Here is a 14,625-nt window from a genome sequence, read left to right on the forward strand (position 1 = left end):
TAAACTACCTAAACTACCATGAAGACCAAAAAATTTCGAATCAGTAGCATCCTCATGCTGCTCTTGGGGGTTGCTTTCAATGCCGTTTCGCAGCCTGTTTCCACGTTACGTGAAGGTCCCTGGCGAGGCGTTTTTTTACTGAACGACACCGAAGTACCTTTCAATTTTGAAATTAAAAAGGAATCCCACGCTTCCCTGCGCTTTACCACCCTCAACGCTGGTATTCGCGATGAATTCTGGGCAAGCCTACCCTCCCCAGATTCACTCTTCATTCCTTTGGGTACTTTCGAGGCTGCTTTGGTTGCCAAAATACAGGCTGATGGCACCTTGCGTGGAAGCTACCAAACGTTGGGTGATGGCCGCAAAAGGGTAATCCCCTTTACGGCCCAACCCGGAAAGACCCACCGCTTTGAGTTCTCCGGCCCGGAAAGTACCCCGGCTTCCAACCTGAGCGGACGCTGGGTCATTACACTTAAAAACACCGAAAACGCGGCCGACCGCGTTGCGGTGTTGGAGCAAAAAGGAAGTCGACTGACGGGGGCTATTCTTTCTATTACGGGTGATAGCCGAGCGCTCGAAGGAAATGTACAAGGCAATTCTTTTTTTCTCTCTGGCTTCACGGGCGCTAGCCCGTACTATTTACGGGGCACCATCCTGGACGATAATTCCCTTTCTGGCTCCATCGGAACGGGGCCCAATGCTACACCGTTCGAGGGAACTAAGAATGACCAGGCAGCACTACCCGACGCCTATTCCTTAACCTATCTCAAGCCAGGCTATGATCGCCTCGATTTTTCTTTACCCAACCTGGACGGGCAGCTGGTTTCGCTTCGTGACGAAAAATACCGAGGTAAGGTAGTCGTCATCGAAATTATGGGTACCTGGTGCCCTAACTGTATGGACCAAGTCACGTTTCTAGCCCCTTGGTATAAACAAAACAAAGATCGTGGGGTGGAGGTCATTGGGGTGGCCTTCGAAGCCAAAGATGACCTAGAGTATGCCCGCTATACGCTGAGCAAGCTAAAAAAGCGCTACGACGTGCAATACGACCTATTATTTGGTGGCAAAGCCGACAAGCAGGTGGCGGCCGAAAAATTTCCGGCCCTGGATCACGTGCTGGCTTTCCCAACTACCGTCATTATTGGTCGTGACGGTAAGGTACGGCAGATTCACACGGGTTACTCGGGCGAGGCCACCGGGAACTTTTATACGGCGTTTGTAAAGCACTGGAATGAGCAACTTGACACGTACCTGACAGAGGTTTCTACAACTTCCAGCAAATAAGTAAAATAGAAATGAAAAAAAAGAGCGATATAGTCTATAAATATTATAGACTATATCGCCTACTTTTGTACATTTGCCTCCGCAATCAATTTCCCGCCCAATCTTTGCCCGGAAATGTATAACAAAGTGCTCGCCCTGTTTTCTCCCAACAAGCTTTACTGGTATGGTCTCATCGCCCTAGCCCTTGTGTTGCTGCTAGGTACCGGTATCTTAATTTTTACGGGAAAAATACCGGTTGATTTCAGCAGCGCGGAGAAGCTTTTTCAGAGCGACTTCTTCTTTTACCTGCTGGTGGGGCTGGGTGCTCAGTTGGTGGACGGGACCCTGGGCATGGCCTATGGCGTTACTTCCAATTCCTTTTTACTCTCGCTGGGGGTACCTCCGGCGGTGAGTAGTGCCAGCGTACACGTGGCCGAGATGTTCACCACCGGCGCTTCGGCGATTTCGCACTTTAGATTTAAAAACATCAATAAAAAGCTCTTCCGAACGCTACTCATTCCTGGTGTGCTGGGCTCGGTAGCCGGGGCCTACATCCTTTCTGATTTACTGGATGGTGACTTTATCAAACCATTCATTGCCATTTATATGGGCGTGCTGGGCGTGATCATCATTCGAAAAGCCCTCCTGAAAAACCGTCCCAAGCAAAAAACCAAACGGCTGGGGCTGCTGGCTACCTTTGGCGGCTTCATGGATTCCATCGGCGGCGGGGGCTGGGGGCCCATCGTTACTTCTACGCTGCTCGGCCAGGGGCGCGATCCTCGCTATACCATTGGCTCGGTGAATGCCGCTGAGTTTGCCATTACCTTTGCCAGCGGCATCACATTTCTGCTCCTGCAAGGCATCTCCAACGTGCAGGTGGTGCTGGGCCTCATCGTCGGGGGCGTGATGGCCGCTCCCTTCGGAGCGCTGCTCGTTACCCGCCTCAAACGCCGCCCTCTGATGCTCATCGTGGGTACTTTGGTGATTATCCTGAGCATCCGGACGGTCGTGGTCAGTTTCTTTTAGGCCTTTCCGCAACGGTGATAAGGTACCTTGGGGTACTTACGTTTTCCAGGAGCGTAGCCACAAGCACTACAAGACAAACCATCCTTAGCCCGAAAAGCGACTCTTTCGAAGATCGCCTTTCGGGTTTTTAACTATCTGCCCAATAGCCAAGTACCTACCCAGGCAGGGTACTTGGCTATTGCGAAAAAGAATAAGGTACTTTGACTCAAAAACCAAGAGTCGGAAAAGTGGAGTTTCGTTAAAATTTCTTAATGGCTTGGTGGTTTTGCGTAAGGTACCTTCCTTTATGAGGCAGAGAAAAAACCACGAAACCAACGGCAGCATGAAAAAGCATTGGATGATGATCGGACTAGGCCTGGGAAGCCTGTACGCCACGGCCCAGGAGGTACCTCCATCAGAAAAAGTACCCCTACCAAACCAGGAATATACCTGTAAGGAGGTCCATATTAACACAAGTACCCACCAAACAACTTTGCTGGGAAACGTCGATTTTAAAACCGACTTCTTGGAAATCAAGAACGCCGATACGCTCATTTATGACCAAAAGACTCACGGAATCGTGGCGCTTGGATTGAAGCAATTCAGCTTTTCGGGCGCAGTGTACTTAGCCAAGGATGCTACGCACCAACGGCTACGCTACAAACTTGGCGATACCACCGCGTATCTGGATTAGTCCGCTGAGGTAAGGGACAAGTTCGGGCCTGTGCTTTTCAAATCTTCGTAATCCTGAAACGATGAACACCTTGTATTTTCAGTACCGAAAGAAAGTAGCCATCACGATGCTGATTATGATCGTGTCCTATTTTTTTACCTGCTACTACGATACCAAATGGAACCTACCAATAGTACTTTGGGCTTTACTATGTTTTTTTGGCGATACTTTTAGTAACCGTATTACGTGCTTCTTTATCCTGGCGAGCTGGGCTAGCCTTTGGCCTCTGGTCATTTGGTACGATAGAAAAATCAAGTGGTTTTTCCTGGCGGCTACGGTGATGCTTTGGTGGGAAATAATACGAGCTCTACCATTTAATTTACAACGGCCGCTCGATCACCATACGCTGTGGTTTTGGGTACCTGGCAACATTTTCGCGGCATCCTTTGCGTACTTGTTCTACCTCTATTTTATTGTAAAAGCCCCAAAGTGGATCTCTGAAAGTACCCCCGAGTAGCCTGTGCAAGTACCCCCTACTCCCCCGCCATCGTTTCGAAGTACTTCTTGACCTTCAGGGCGCGGTCCTGGCCTACGACTTCGGCCAGCTGCTCGGGGGTACTTTCGCGGATGGCGCGCAGCGAGCGGAAGTGCTTCAGGAGCTTGGCGGCGGTTTTCTTGCCAATACCCTCCACGTTTTCGAGCTCGCTCACGAGGCTGGTGCGGCTGCGCTTGTCGCGGTGGTAGGTAATGGCGAAGCGGTGGGCTTCGTCGCGGATTTGCTGAATGAGCTTCAGCGACTCGGATTTTTTGTCGATGTAGAGCGGCAGGGTATCTTCCGGAAAGTAGATCTCCTCCAGCCGCTTGGCAATGCCGATGATGGGTACCTGGCCGTAGAGCCCCAGCTCTTTCAGGGCCTCACACGAGGAGCTGAGCTGCCCCTTGCCGCCGTCGATCACGATGAGGTCGGGCAGGGCGTCGCCCTCGGTAAGTACCCGGCTGTAGCGGCGGCCTACTACCTCCTTCATGCTGGCGAAGTCGTTGGCTCCCACCACGGTTTTGATGGTGAAGTGGCGGTAGTCCTTTTTAGATGGCCTGCCCTCCTTGAAACACACCATGGCCGCCACGGGGTTGGTACCCTGGATATTAGAGTTATCAAAGCACTCGATGTGCCGGGGTAGGGCCTTAAGTTGCAGGTCGGTTTTGAGCTTAATCAATACCCGGTCTTTGCGGCTGGCGTTGGCGGTATTTTCCAGGGCTTTGCGCTCGGCTTTTTCGTGCCGGAAGTACATGACATTTTTCATCGACATATCCAGCAGCTTTTTCTTATCACCAATCTGCGGGATCGTCACCTCCATTTTCAGCTCCAGGTTAGGCTTAATGTTGGAAATCAATTCCTTGGATTCGCCGCCGTAGGTAGCGCGCATTTCCACCAGCAGCATGGCCAGCAGCTCTTCGTCGCTTTCGTCCAGCTTTTTCTTGATGTCAAAAGTCTGGGTTGCCACTACGTAGCCGTTGGTCACTTTCATGTAGTTGAGGTAGGCGGCCTCCTCATCCGACACGATGGTAAGTACGTCCACATCGCCCACGCGCGGGCTCACCACCGTGGCCTTGTTCTGGAAGTTATCCAGCAGCTCGAGCTTGCCCTTCCACTGGTGGGCTTCTTCAAAAGCCATGCGCTCGGCAGCTTCCAGCATTTTCTTTTTAAAGTACCCCTGCGGCAGCGATAGGTTTCCCTTCAGGATATGATGTACCTGCTCGATCTCGGCATTGTAGTCTTCCTCCGCTACGCGGGCCTCGCAGGGGCCTTTGCAGTTGCCAATATGAAACTCCAGGCACACCTTATACTTGCCTGAGGCTACGTTTTCTTCCGACAGGTTGAGGTGGCACGACCGGATCGTGTACAGCGCCCGGAACATGTCCAGCAGGGCGTACATGGCGCGCAGGTTGGCAAAAGGCCCATAGTAGGTACCTACCTTGCGGTCGACGCGCCGGGTGGTGATCACGCGCGGAAAGCGCTCAAACGTAATGCAGATGAAGGGGTAGGTTTTGTCGTCGCGCAGGAGGATATTAAAGCGCGGCTGAAAGCGCTTGATGAGCTGGTTTTCCAACAGCAGGGCGTCCCACTCGGTAGGTACGATGGTAAACTCCAGGCGGCGAATCTGGCTCACCAGCCGCTTGGTCTTGCGGTCGTGCTGGTTGGACTTCACAAAGTAGCTCCCTACCCGGTTGCGGAGGTCTTTGGCCTTGCCCACGTAAATGACTTCGTCGTGCTCGTCGAAGTAGCGGTACACGCCCGGCTCGTGGGGTACTTTGGAAAGCTCTAATTTAGAATCGAAAGAATTGGCCATGCGCCCTGGTCTGATCGTTGCTTAGTAGGTGTCAATCGGTTTATAAAAACAACCGTACCCGCCGAAAAGTTGCCGACGGATACAGCCCAAAAAGCGGTACTGCTCGCCAGGGGCGAGAGGCAGTACCGCCAAAAAAAGTCGGCTATTTTCGCTAGAAAAGTACCCCTTCGTCGTCCGATACCGAAGGAGGAATGTAGGTATCGGTGCTATCGGTATAGGTACCTCCGCAGTCGAGGTAGTAGTTGGGCGGCTTTACAAATGGCCCCTTACGGTACTGCACCAGCGTGGGGTCGGCGTAGACCTTCTGCATGTACAGGCCCCAGGCGGGCAGCGCCATGCGGCCCCCTTGCCCCAGTGCCAGGGTACGGAAGTGGATCTGCATGTCTTCCCCGCCTACCCACACGCCCGACACCAGGCTGTGGGTCATGCCCATAAACCAGCCGTCGGAGTAGTTGGAGGTCGTTCCGGTTTTGGCGGCAATCTCATTGCCGTCGGTGAGGCCGTAGGAGCGCAGCCGCACGGAGGTACCTCCCGGATCTTCCACCGAGCCCTTGAGCAGGTATAGCATGTTGTAGGCCATGTTGGCGCTGATTTCCTGGTTGGCTTTGGGGTAAAAATCCTGCAATAGGTTTCCGTATCGATCCTCGATGCGCAGCACGGTCATGGGCTCGGTACGGTGGCCGCCGTTCACGAAGGCACAGTAGGCTCCCACCATTTCGTACACCGTGACGGAGCTAATGCCCAGGCAAAGAGAAGGTTTGGCATCGAGCGGACTGGTGATCCCCAGCTTGCGCGCGTAGTCCACTACCGTTTTGGGACGTACCTGCTTCATGATGTAGGCACTCACCGAGTTCACGGATTTACCAATGGCCTGCCGCAGGGTCAGGGCCTGGTAGGAGTACTTGCCGGTGGAGTTTTTGGGCGTCCAGCCACCAGGTACCCCGTCGGCCAGCGTAAAGGTCACGGGCCGGTCCACCACGCGGTCGCAGGCGGTAAGGAAATTCTTATCCAGCGCCGACAGGTACACGAAGGGCTTAAAGGTAGAGCCGGGCTGGCGGCGGGCCTGCCGTACCTGGTCGTACTTGAAGTACCTGAAGTTATTCCCGCCTACCCAGGCTTTTACGTGGCCGTTGCGCGGGTCCATGGACATAAGCCCCGTGCGCAGGTACCTTTTGTAGTAGGCAATGGAGTCGAGCGGGCTCATGGTCACTTCTTTTTCTCCGTCCCAGGTAAATACCTTCATCTTGTGGGGAGTCCGCATGATCTTCCAGGCGGCGTCTTCGCCCAGCTCGTTTTTCAATCCAATAAACCGGGCCGAGCGGCGGGCGGCTTTTTCGATAAAGCCTTTGATTTCTTTTCCGTCGTCGTCGATCCAGGGGTTGCGGCCTTTCCAGTGCTCGTCGAAGAGCTTCTGCTGGTTTTTCATATTCTCGGTCACGGCCTCTTCGGCGTAGCGCTGCATCCGGGAATCAATGGTGGTATAGATCCGCAGCCCGCTGGTGTACAGGTCGTAGGAAGTACCATTGTCGGCGTTGTACTGTTCTACCCAGTTTTTCAGGATGCTTTTCATCGACTCCCGGAAGTAGGGGGCCGGGCCGGTATTGTGGCTCTCGATGGTAAACTTCAGGTCCAGCGGCTTTTGCTTGTAGGTTTCGTACTGCTCCTGGGTCAGAAAGTCGTACTTCACCATCTGGGTTAGTACGGTGTTGCGGCGTACCAGGGCGCGGTCCGGAAAGCGCAGCGGGTTCCAGAAGGTCGGGTTTTGGAGCATCCCTACGAGCAGCGCCGCTTCGTGGGCGTCGAGGTTCCAGGCTTCTTTATTAAAGTAGGTTTTGGCTGCTACTTTTACCCCGTAGGTATTATTGCCGAAGGAGTTGGTGTTGAGGTACATCATCAGGATTTCCCGCTTGGTGTACTTCCGCTCCAGAATTACCGACAAGATCCACTCTTTGGTTTTGGCAATGACGGTACGGACAAAGGGTACGTGCCCCAGCAGCCCCCGGTACTTTTCGGTACGGGTTTCAAAGAGGTTTTTGGCGGTTTGCTGCGTGAGGGTACTTCCACCACCGGAGCTTGAGCGCCCCGTAGCCACTCCGCGCACGGCCCGCGCCAGGCTGCGGGGATCAATGCCCGAATGCTTCACAAAACGGGCGTCTTCCGTGGCCAGCAGCGCCTCGATGAGCCGCGGCGATACTTGGTCAAACTCAATGAGCGCACGGTTTTCGATGATGTACTTCCCGAGCGACTTACCGTCTTCCGAGATCAGCTCCGAAGCTAGTTCCCACTTGGGATTTTCGAGCGTTTTGAGGTCAGGCATGCCGCCAAACAACCACAATAGATTGATGCTTACCGCAAAAATATAAAATATAATAAGACCTAAGCCGACGGCCGCATAACGCCAAATGTTGATGATAGTACGGCGGTATTTTCCCGGCTGTAATTCAATCATGTGCTTTTTTATAATGAGTTAATAATGGAGGGTTACGAAGGTACTTTCGAAAACCGGTACTACTCCTTTTTTTCGAAAAGAACGCCGATGATCCGGGGATCATTCCGGCAAAGATAACATTTCAATACTTACGCCGCGCAGCCGCTTGTCCGCTGATCTCGAGCATTTCCTGCACCCGGGGCAGCAAAGGGCTGCTTGGATACAGGCGAATGAACTCATTAATGGCCCCCAGGTAGGCATCCCGCCCCCGTACTTTACCCACCAAAAAGATACGCAGCAGGGCAAACTTATCTTCCAGCGCGTGGCCGTGAAACTGCGCCACGGCATTTTCCACCTGTTCAAGGGCTTCGGTGTAGTTGCCCCGGGTATAGAGGGCATAAACGGCATCGTAGCGTTTAGCGGGTGAGCCCGCCGCGGTCGTTCCGGCCAGGCCGTTGTCGTCAGGCGTTTGGTTGAGCAAGCGCGCGTAGAGGGAATTGGGGTACTCCGTCAGCAATTTTTCTTTCCACAAAGGGCGGTTCTTGTCCTGTTCGTCCAGGGAGAGGTAGATCAGGTAGTAGACCTCTTCGCGGAAGGTAGTGGAGGGGTACTCTTTTAGCAAGCGGGTAAAGGAAGCGACCGCCTTCTGGGGTTCCTCCAGGTCAAACCGGTAGATTTTACCCAGGCGGTAGAGGGCTTCTTCTTTTCGTTTCTGGGAAGCCGCCAGGGCCTCGGCGGTGAGCGGTATGGCCCGGCGGAGCTCGTCGCGGCGCGCCTGCCACTCCTCCGAGCCTTTGGTCATGGTCGTGGCGGCGTCGGCATTCTGGGCCGGTTGCTCCAGGCCCGCCAGCGGCATCGACTGGTTGGGGGTAGAAAGCGTACGGTTGTCGCGGGTGGAGCGGCGCCAGTCGTCTTCCAGCTTGCGGTTGCCCCACACGCGCCGAAACTCCGCGCGCCCCTGGATAATCAGCTGCGGATCGTAAAGCTCGAACCGGCGCTCGTTGCCCGCCAGCGGAAGGCTGCCCGGTTTATTGGCCGCGGCCAGCGACACCGCCAGCGCTTCCTGCGCTTTCTTGAGCAGTTGTTTTTTCTCTTCCTCTTCGGCTTCGATCACCGTGTCGAGCTTGCGCTCCAGGGCGGCGGGGTTCATTTGGGCAAGTACCTGTAGGCTATCTTCGGTCCGGACGATCGTCATTTGGGCCACAAATTCATCCAAAGCCTTTTTTCGGTCCGCTACCTGGCGGTAGGCTTCGGCTTCGCGGGGCAGTACCACCAGCGCGCTATCGTAGTAAGCTTTGGCGGCTTCGTAGTTTTCGAGTTGGTCGTAGTGAATCCGGGCTAGCTCAAGGTAGGTGTAGGGAATCTGGCTGGTGTTGGTCCCGGCCACCTGAACGGATTTTTGCAAGTACCCAATCGCCTCCGGAAAGCGGCCGCGCCGCTCGGCCAGAAGCCCCATGGTGTAATAAATACGGTCACGGAGGTCCTCGTTTTTACGATCCCGCAGCATCCGGTCAAAGCCTACGGAAGTCAGGTCGGCCTTGGGGTTGATCAGTACCTGGTTTTGCAATGAATTCATGGAAGCAAAAAACGACAGGTCGTACAGAGGCCGGTTTTTGGACACGGCTTTGTAGTGCTGGTTGGCCAGTGCGTACTGCCCGATCCGGTCGTAAAGCTGCCCGGCCGCGTAGTGCAGCCGCGCTTTCTCGGGCGATTTCTTGAGCAGAGGAAAGGTTTGTTCCAGAATCGCCACGGAGGTGAGGTACTCTCCCTCCTGCTGGTGCACGTAAGCTTTGGTCAGGTAAAAGTCCCGCGTGGCGGCTTTGGTCAAGGGCTGCTGGCGCAGGTACTCGGCCACGTTGAGGGCATTGGCGTAGTCGTCGCGCTCTGCGTAGGCGCGCATGAGCCAGGTCAGGGCCTCGTTTTTATCGTTTTCGTCGCGCCCGCTGGCAAAGACGTACCGCAGCGCTTCCACGCCATCTTCCCACTGCCCCAGGTACAAGCGCGACCGGCCCAGGAGTGTGTAGCTATTGTCCAGCCATTTGCTGTTTTGGTGCTTTTCGGCTACGATGGACGCCTTCTTGATGGCATCTTCCAGCTGAGGCTTAACGCCCTGGTAAAGTACCGAGTCCATGGGCAGTAGGAGCGGCAGCAGCTGATTGTAGTCGTCCCGGTAGGCTTTTTGCACCGTCATTTCGGCGTTGCGGAGGTCGGTACGGGCAATGTAGTAAGCGTTGTACCGGGCCGTAAGGTTATGAAAGGCCACCGGGCCCGGGCGGTTACTGTACTGCGAGCAACCCGCCAGCAGGGCCGTCAGGGTACTTAGTAAAGCCAGGCAGGCCAAAAGTCGGGAAGAGATGGATCTGAAAAAGCCTATCACAAACGGGTAGTAGCTGGTAAAAATGGATGGTATTCCGACTTCCCTAAAACGCCGGAATGAACAATTACGTATCGAAGATAATGCCATTTCCGAAAATTGAAGCAACTTTACTTTTAAATTAGCAACGTACCCCGCATGACGACCCCCAAAAAGGACGATTGGGACGACGCCCGCCGCCGCACCAACAACTACGCCAAGTACTCTGCCCTGGCCTTTCAGATGCTGGGGACGATCCTGGTTTTTACCTATGGTGGCTATAAATTGGACGAATGGCAACAAAACCAGGTACCCATCTGGACCCTGATCCTGTCGTTGGGCTCCATTGCCGCTTCGCTCTATTTGTTCATTCGTAACATGCCTAAATACTAACCGATCCGGTTATGATCAGAAGCATCCTGGCTACGCTAGTCATCGGAATTGTATTTTTTCTAGCCCAACGGACCCAGCAGGACGCCTGGCTTCACCCGTCGGTCTGGTACATGCTGGCCTTTTACCTGGGCGTTTCTTTTCTCATTCATCGGCTCATGGAATACGGTTTTCGCAACACACGCGAGAAATTCGTTCCCTTTTATCTTTCTACCATCGTGGCGCGCCTGTTGTTGTGCGTCATTTTTGTGGGCGTTTTTTTCTACCGCGGGGTTACAGACCCGCTCCTTTTCATTCTTAACTTTTTTGCACTCTATTTATTTTACACTTGTTTTGAAATCTATGGTTTGTATCGTAACTTGCGCCGCGATTCATAACGCCTAGTCTTACAAGCTTTTATGTTTAGTTCTATCCGCCGAATACTATCCGTTGCCCTGGCCGCAACCATATTCATTTCCAGCTCCTTAGTGGCTCAGCACGACGAAGGCGCTCACGGTAAAAAAGGGGTTGAGGGAGAAATCAACCAGAAAGAACATGCTATTGATCAAAATCTGAAAGAGAACGAAGAGGAGTTCAACATTGGCCAGATGATCATGCACCACATTTCTGACTCGCACGAGTGGGAATTTGCGCACGGCATGGTACTTCCGCTGCCCGTGATCCTGTACTCCGCCGACCGCGGCCTGGAAGTATTTTCTTCCAGCAACTTCCACAACGAGCACCACGAATACAACGGCTACCACCTGGTTCACGGTGATTCCGAGCAGATTGTACCTGTCGATGAGTCGCGCACGGTATATGACTTTTCCATTACCAAAAACGTAGCCTCCATGCTGCTGAGCGCGGTGATTCTGGTGCTGATCTTCGGCTCGGTAGCCAAAGCCTACAACAACCGCAAAGGCAAGGCCCCCAAAGGTTTTCAATCGGCCATGGAGGTGATCATTCTTTTCATTCGGGACGAAGTAGTAAAGCCTAACATCGGCCCCGCCTACGAAAAGTACCTCCCCTACATGCTGACGCTCTTCTTCTTTATATTGGTCAATAACCTGCTGGGACTGCTTCCCGGCGCCGCCAACGTAACGGGCAATATCGCCGTCACCATGACGCTGGCCGTGCTGACGTTCATCATCGTGCACCTCAACGCCAACAAGCATTACTACCTGCACCTTTTCAAGCCTACGGGGGTACCGGTAGCGCTGCTGCCCATCATGATCCCCGTCGAGATCGTGGGGGTATTCATGAAGCCTTTTTCGCTGATGGTCCGGCTTTTTGCCAACATGACCGCCGGGCACATTATCTTGCTTAGCCTTTTCGGTTTGATTTTCATATTCAAGAGCCTGGCCATTGCGCCGGTTATCTCGCTCTTTGCCCTGTTCATGAACGCCATCGAAATCATGGTAGCCTTTATTCAGGCTTTCATTTTCACGCTGCTTTCGTCCATGTACATCGGAAGTGCCATTGAAGATAACCACGAGCCCGACCACGGCCATTGATCCTTTTTGCAATCTTTTGTTTTCTTTTTAATTCTATATCTCTTAAACAAACACAATTATGTTGCTTCAAATGTTGCTTCAAGCTGCTGAACAGAGTGGCGCAGGTCTAGCTGTATTGGGTGCCGGTATCGGTGCTGGCTTGGCGGCTATCGGTGCCGGTCTGGGTATCGGACGTATCGGTGGTAGCGCCATGGAAGGTATCGCCCGTCAGCCGGAAGCGGCCGGTCGTATCCAAACGGCCATGCTGATCATCGCGGCCCTTATCGAAGCCGTGGCCCTTTTTGCAGCCGTTATCTGTCTGCTTATTTCTTTCAAGCTGTAATTAATCAGCAGCGTACGCCTGAGCTTCCGTTGCATTAGGCAAGGAAGTGGCAAAAAAATGTTTTCCGTAGGAGCACTAGGCTCCTACGGATTTTCAAAAGATTGAATTTACAAGTACCTAGTTTCTCCAGGTACCCCGACCCATCAGGTACTTGGCAAGACTACTGAACGATATTTTCTTTTTACATTCATTCCTTTTTATTCTATAAACAATGGCTCTATTAACTCCTGCCCTAGGACTACTCTTCTGGATGCTGGTGGTATTTTTGCTGCTGGTGTTCATCCTACGTACCTACGCCTGGAAACCCATCATTGGTGGGCTGAAAGAGCGTGAGCACGAAATCCAAAGCGCCCTGGACCTGGCCGAGCGTACCCGCTCCGAAATGGCGAAACTCCAGGCCGATAACGAAAAACTACTGGCCGAAGCCAACGCCGCCCGCGACCGCATCATTCGCGAAGCCCGGGATGCGTCCGATCGGATGATTGCCGAAGCCAAAGAAAAAGCGACCCTGGAAGGTCAGAAAGTGATTGAAAGCGCCCGCAAGGCCATTCAGGACGAGCAATATGCCGCCGTGAGCAAGATGAAAGTTGAGGTAGCCAAGCTGTCGCTGGAAATTGCCGAGCAGGTACTGCGCCGGGAACTCAGCGACAAAGCCTCGCAGGAAAAGCTCATCGCCGAGCTGGCGAGTTCCGCGCGTTTGAACTAAGTTTTTTAAGCTGAAAGGTACCTTTTGGAGGTACTTTTCTCATCAAGAAGACACAATTATGTCCGTAAGTTCCGTTGCCGCTCGCTACGCCAAGTCGTTGATCGAACTGGCCAAAGAAAAAAACGTCGTCGATATCGTCTATGACGACATGCTGCTCTTTAAAGATACGGCTTCCAAAAACCGGGGCCTGATGCTCGCCCTGGGTAGTCCGGTGGTGAGGCACGAAAAGAAGCTGGGAATTTTGAAGGCCCTGTTTTCAGAAAGGGTACATCCCGTTTCGTACACCATCTTCACGATCATTACCAAAAAGAACCGGGAAGCCATCCTGGACGCCATTGCGGAAGAATACATTACGATATACAACAGCTACCGGGGCATTCAAAAAGCGACCATTACATCAAGTACCCCGCTCACCGACGCCCTGCGTAAGCAATTTAGTGACATGGTGGCCGAGGCTACGGGCAAGACCGTCGAACTGGAAGAGAAGGTAGATGACCGGCTCATCGGAGGGTACATTTTGCGCGTCGGTGACCGCCAGATTGACGCCTCCCTACGGAGCCGTCTTAACGAGCTTCGCCTGGAGTTTGCTCCCTAAGATTTTACTTTTTATCTGTATAATTTGGAAAGACCCGGTAGCTTTGCGGCCGGGTCTTTTTATGTTAAAAGTACCCCAGCGAAGCGGCCCCCGCGTGGTTGTACAGGCCAAAAAATGTGTGATTCCGCTGAAATCGGAGGTAGGCATGGCCCGACTCCGGGCTATATACGTGGGATTCTTCCGGAATCTTGAAATACCGGCATAAGGTACTTCATACATCCACTGGTGTTCCCGTAAGTACCTAAGTGCTGCGAAATTTTTATTTTCACTCCCCTTCGGGAGGAAAACAGCTGGTACTTTACACGCTGATTCAAGCAACGCTAGCTACAAATGCTCGATGTACTTTTGCCCGCCCAGCAGGCGCATCTGCCGGGAAATTTTTCCGGCCCGGCCGCTTACGTAGGAAGAAGGATTCTTGATTGAAAAACGAATGGGATTGGGTAGTACCGCCGCAATGCGGGCGGCTTCGGCCCGACTCAAATTCTTGGCCGACTTGCCGTAAAATCGTTGCGCCGCGGCTTCCACCCCAAAGGTCATTTTACCCGTTTCGGCTACGTTTAGGTATACCTCCAGAATGCGCTTCTTGCCCCAGATCAACTCGATCAATACCGTAAAGTACGCTTCCAGGCCCTTGCGTATGAAGCTCCGGCCGTGCCACAAAAATACGTTTTTGGCCACCTGCTGCGAAATGGTACTGGCCCCGCGCGGCCGGGCGCGCTTCTCGGTCATGGCGTCGTAGATTTCGTCGAAGTCAAAGCCCCAGTGCGTCGGAAAGTTCTGGTCTTCGGAGGCTACTACGGCCAGAGCGGCTTCCCGTGAGATGTTTTCGTAGGGCTCCCAGTCATAATGAATTTTTGTGGCCTCGCCCGCCCGGCTCGCTTCGAGCTTCCGAACGGCCATCAGGGGTGTAAACCAAACCGGAACTACCTTCAAAACCGCCACCCACCCCACCGAAAGCAGGACGAAGTAAAGTACCAATTTAAAGAAAAAAGCAAAGAAAACGCGAAGCATATACGTGACCCAGGTTAGCGGACTATCTTTCGGGTACG

The 14,625-nt window shown here is 53.3% G+C and carries 13 protein-coding genes; 9 read left to right on the forward strand and 4 right to left on the reverse strand.

All coding sequences use genetic code 11. The annotated features are described in order from the left end of the window. Window positions 1–18 precede the first annotated feature (18 nt). From HNQ92_RS19885 to HNQ92_RS19895, 3 genes are all read left to right on the forward strand, one after another. Window positions 19–1,284 carry a peroxiredoxin family protein gene (locus HNQ92_RS19885; protein WP_184176511.1) on the forward strand — a complete coding sequence of 422 codons (1,266 nt, stop codon included), beginning with the start codon at window positions 19–21 and terminating at the stop codon, window positions 1,282–1,284. A gap of 114 nt (window positions 1,285–1,398) precedes the next feature. Beyond that, window positions 1,399–2,289 carry a sulfite exporter TauE/SafE family protein gene (locus HNQ92_RS19890; protein WP_184176513.1) on the forward strand — a complete coding sequence of 297 codons (891 nt, stop codon included), beginning with the start codon at window positions 1,399–1,401 and terminating at the stop codon, window positions 2,287–2,289. 286 nt (window positions 2,290–2,575) lie between these two features. Beyond that, entirely contained in the window at window positions 2,576–2,962 is a 387-nt protein-coding gene (locus HNQ92_RS19895) for a hypothetical protein (protein ID WP_184176515.1), read from the forward strand. A 512-nt stretch (window positions 2,963–3,474) separates the two neighbouring features. Here HNQ92_RS19895 and uvrC read toward each other — a convergent pair. From uvrC to porW, 3 genes are all read right to left on the reverse strand, one after another. Beyond that, window positions 3,475–5,289, reverse strand: a complete 1,815-nt coding sequence (gene uvrC / locus HNQ92_RS19900; RefSeq protein WP_184176517.1) for an excinuclease ABC subunit UvrC — start codon at window positions 5,287–5,289, stop codon at window positions 3,475–3,477. A gap of 151 nt (window positions 5,290–5,440) precedes the next feature. Next, the gene (locus tag HNQ92_RS19905) at window positions 5,441–7,738 is read right to left on the reverse strand and encodes a penicillin-binding protein 1A (RefSeq protein ID WP_184176519.1); all 2,298 of its coding nucleotides are present in this window, start codon (window positions 7,736–7,738) and stop codon (window positions 5,441–5,443) included. A 121-nt stretch (window positions 7,739–7,859) separates the two neighbouring features. After that, on the reverse strand, window positions 7,860–10,094 hold the full coding sequence (gene porW, locus HNQ92_RS19910; RefSeq protein ID WP_343063024.1) for a type IX secretion system periplasmic lipoprotein PorW/SprE: 2,235 nt from the start codon (window positions 10,092–10,094) through the stop codon (window positions 7,860–7,862). A 135-nt stretch (window positions 10,095–10,229) separates the two neighbouring features. Here porW and HNQ92_RS19915 point away from each other — a divergent pair, with 135 nt between their 5' ends. The 6 genes from HNQ92_RS19915 to atpH all read left to right on the forward strand — a co-directional run bounded on the left by HNQ92_RS19915 (window position 10,230) and on the right by atpH (window position 13,576). After that, on the forward strand, window positions 10,230–10,463 hold the full coding sequence (locus HNQ92_RS19915) for an AtpZ/AtpI family protein (protein WP_184176523.1): 234 nt from the start codon (window positions 10,230–10,232) through the stop codon (window positions 10,461–10,463). An 11-nt stretch (window positions 10,464–10,474) separates the two neighbouring features. Continuing rightward, window positions 10,475–10,837, forward strand: a complete 363-nt coding sequence (locus HNQ92_RS19920) for a hypothetical protein (protein ID WP_184176525.1) — start codon at window positions 10,475–10,477, stop codon at window positions 10,835–10,837. A 21-nt stretch (window positions 10,838–10,858) separates the two neighbouring features. Beyond that, window positions 10,859–11,953, forward strand: coding sequence for a F0F1 ATP synthase subunit A (gene atpB / locus HNQ92_RS19925; protein WP_184176527.1), 1,095 nt, complete (start codon window positions 10,859–10,861; stop codon window positions 11,951–11,953). Window positions 11,954–12,011: 58 nt separating this feature from the next. Further along, window positions 12,012–12,275 (forward strand): ATP synthase F0 subunit C, encoded by a 264-nt coding sequence (gene atpE, locus HNQ92_RS19930; RefSeq protein WP_184176529.1) that lies wholly within the window; start codon window positions 12,012–12,014, stop codon window positions 12,273–12,275. A gap of 211 nt (window positions 12,276–12,486) precedes the next feature. Further along, on the forward strand, window positions 12,487–12,981 hold the full coding sequence (gene atpF / locus HNQ92_RS19935; RefSeq protein ID WP_184176531.1) for a F0F1 ATP synthase subunit B: 495 nt from the start codon (window positions 12,487–12,489) through the stop codon (window positions 12,979–12,981). Window positions 12,982–13,039: 58 nt separating this feature from the next. Then, complete coding sequence (atpH, locus tag HNQ92_RS19940; protein ID WP_184176533.1) at window positions 13,040–13,576, forward strand: ATP synthase F1 subunit delta; 537 nt, start codon at window positions 13,040–13,042, stop codon at window positions 13,574–13,576. 324 nt (window positions 13,577–13,900) lie between these two features. Here atpH and mtgA read toward each other — a convergent pair whose 3' ends face one another. After that, window positions 13,901–14,587: a monofunctional biosynthetic peptidoglycan transglycosylase gene (gene mtgA, locus HNQ92_RS19945; protein ID WP_184176535.1), complete on the reverse strand. Its 687-nt coding sequence runs from the start codon at window positions 14,585–14,587 to the stop codon at window positions 13,901–13,903. Window positions 14,588–14,625: the final 38 nt, after the last annotated feature.

Origin of the sequence: Rhabdobacter roseus, from assembly GCF_014202275.1 — a bacterium.
In the GTDB taxonomy this organism is placed as follows: domain Bacteria; phylum Bacteroidota; class Bacteroidia; order Cytophagales; family Spirosomataceae; genus Rhabdobacter; species Rhabdobacter roseus.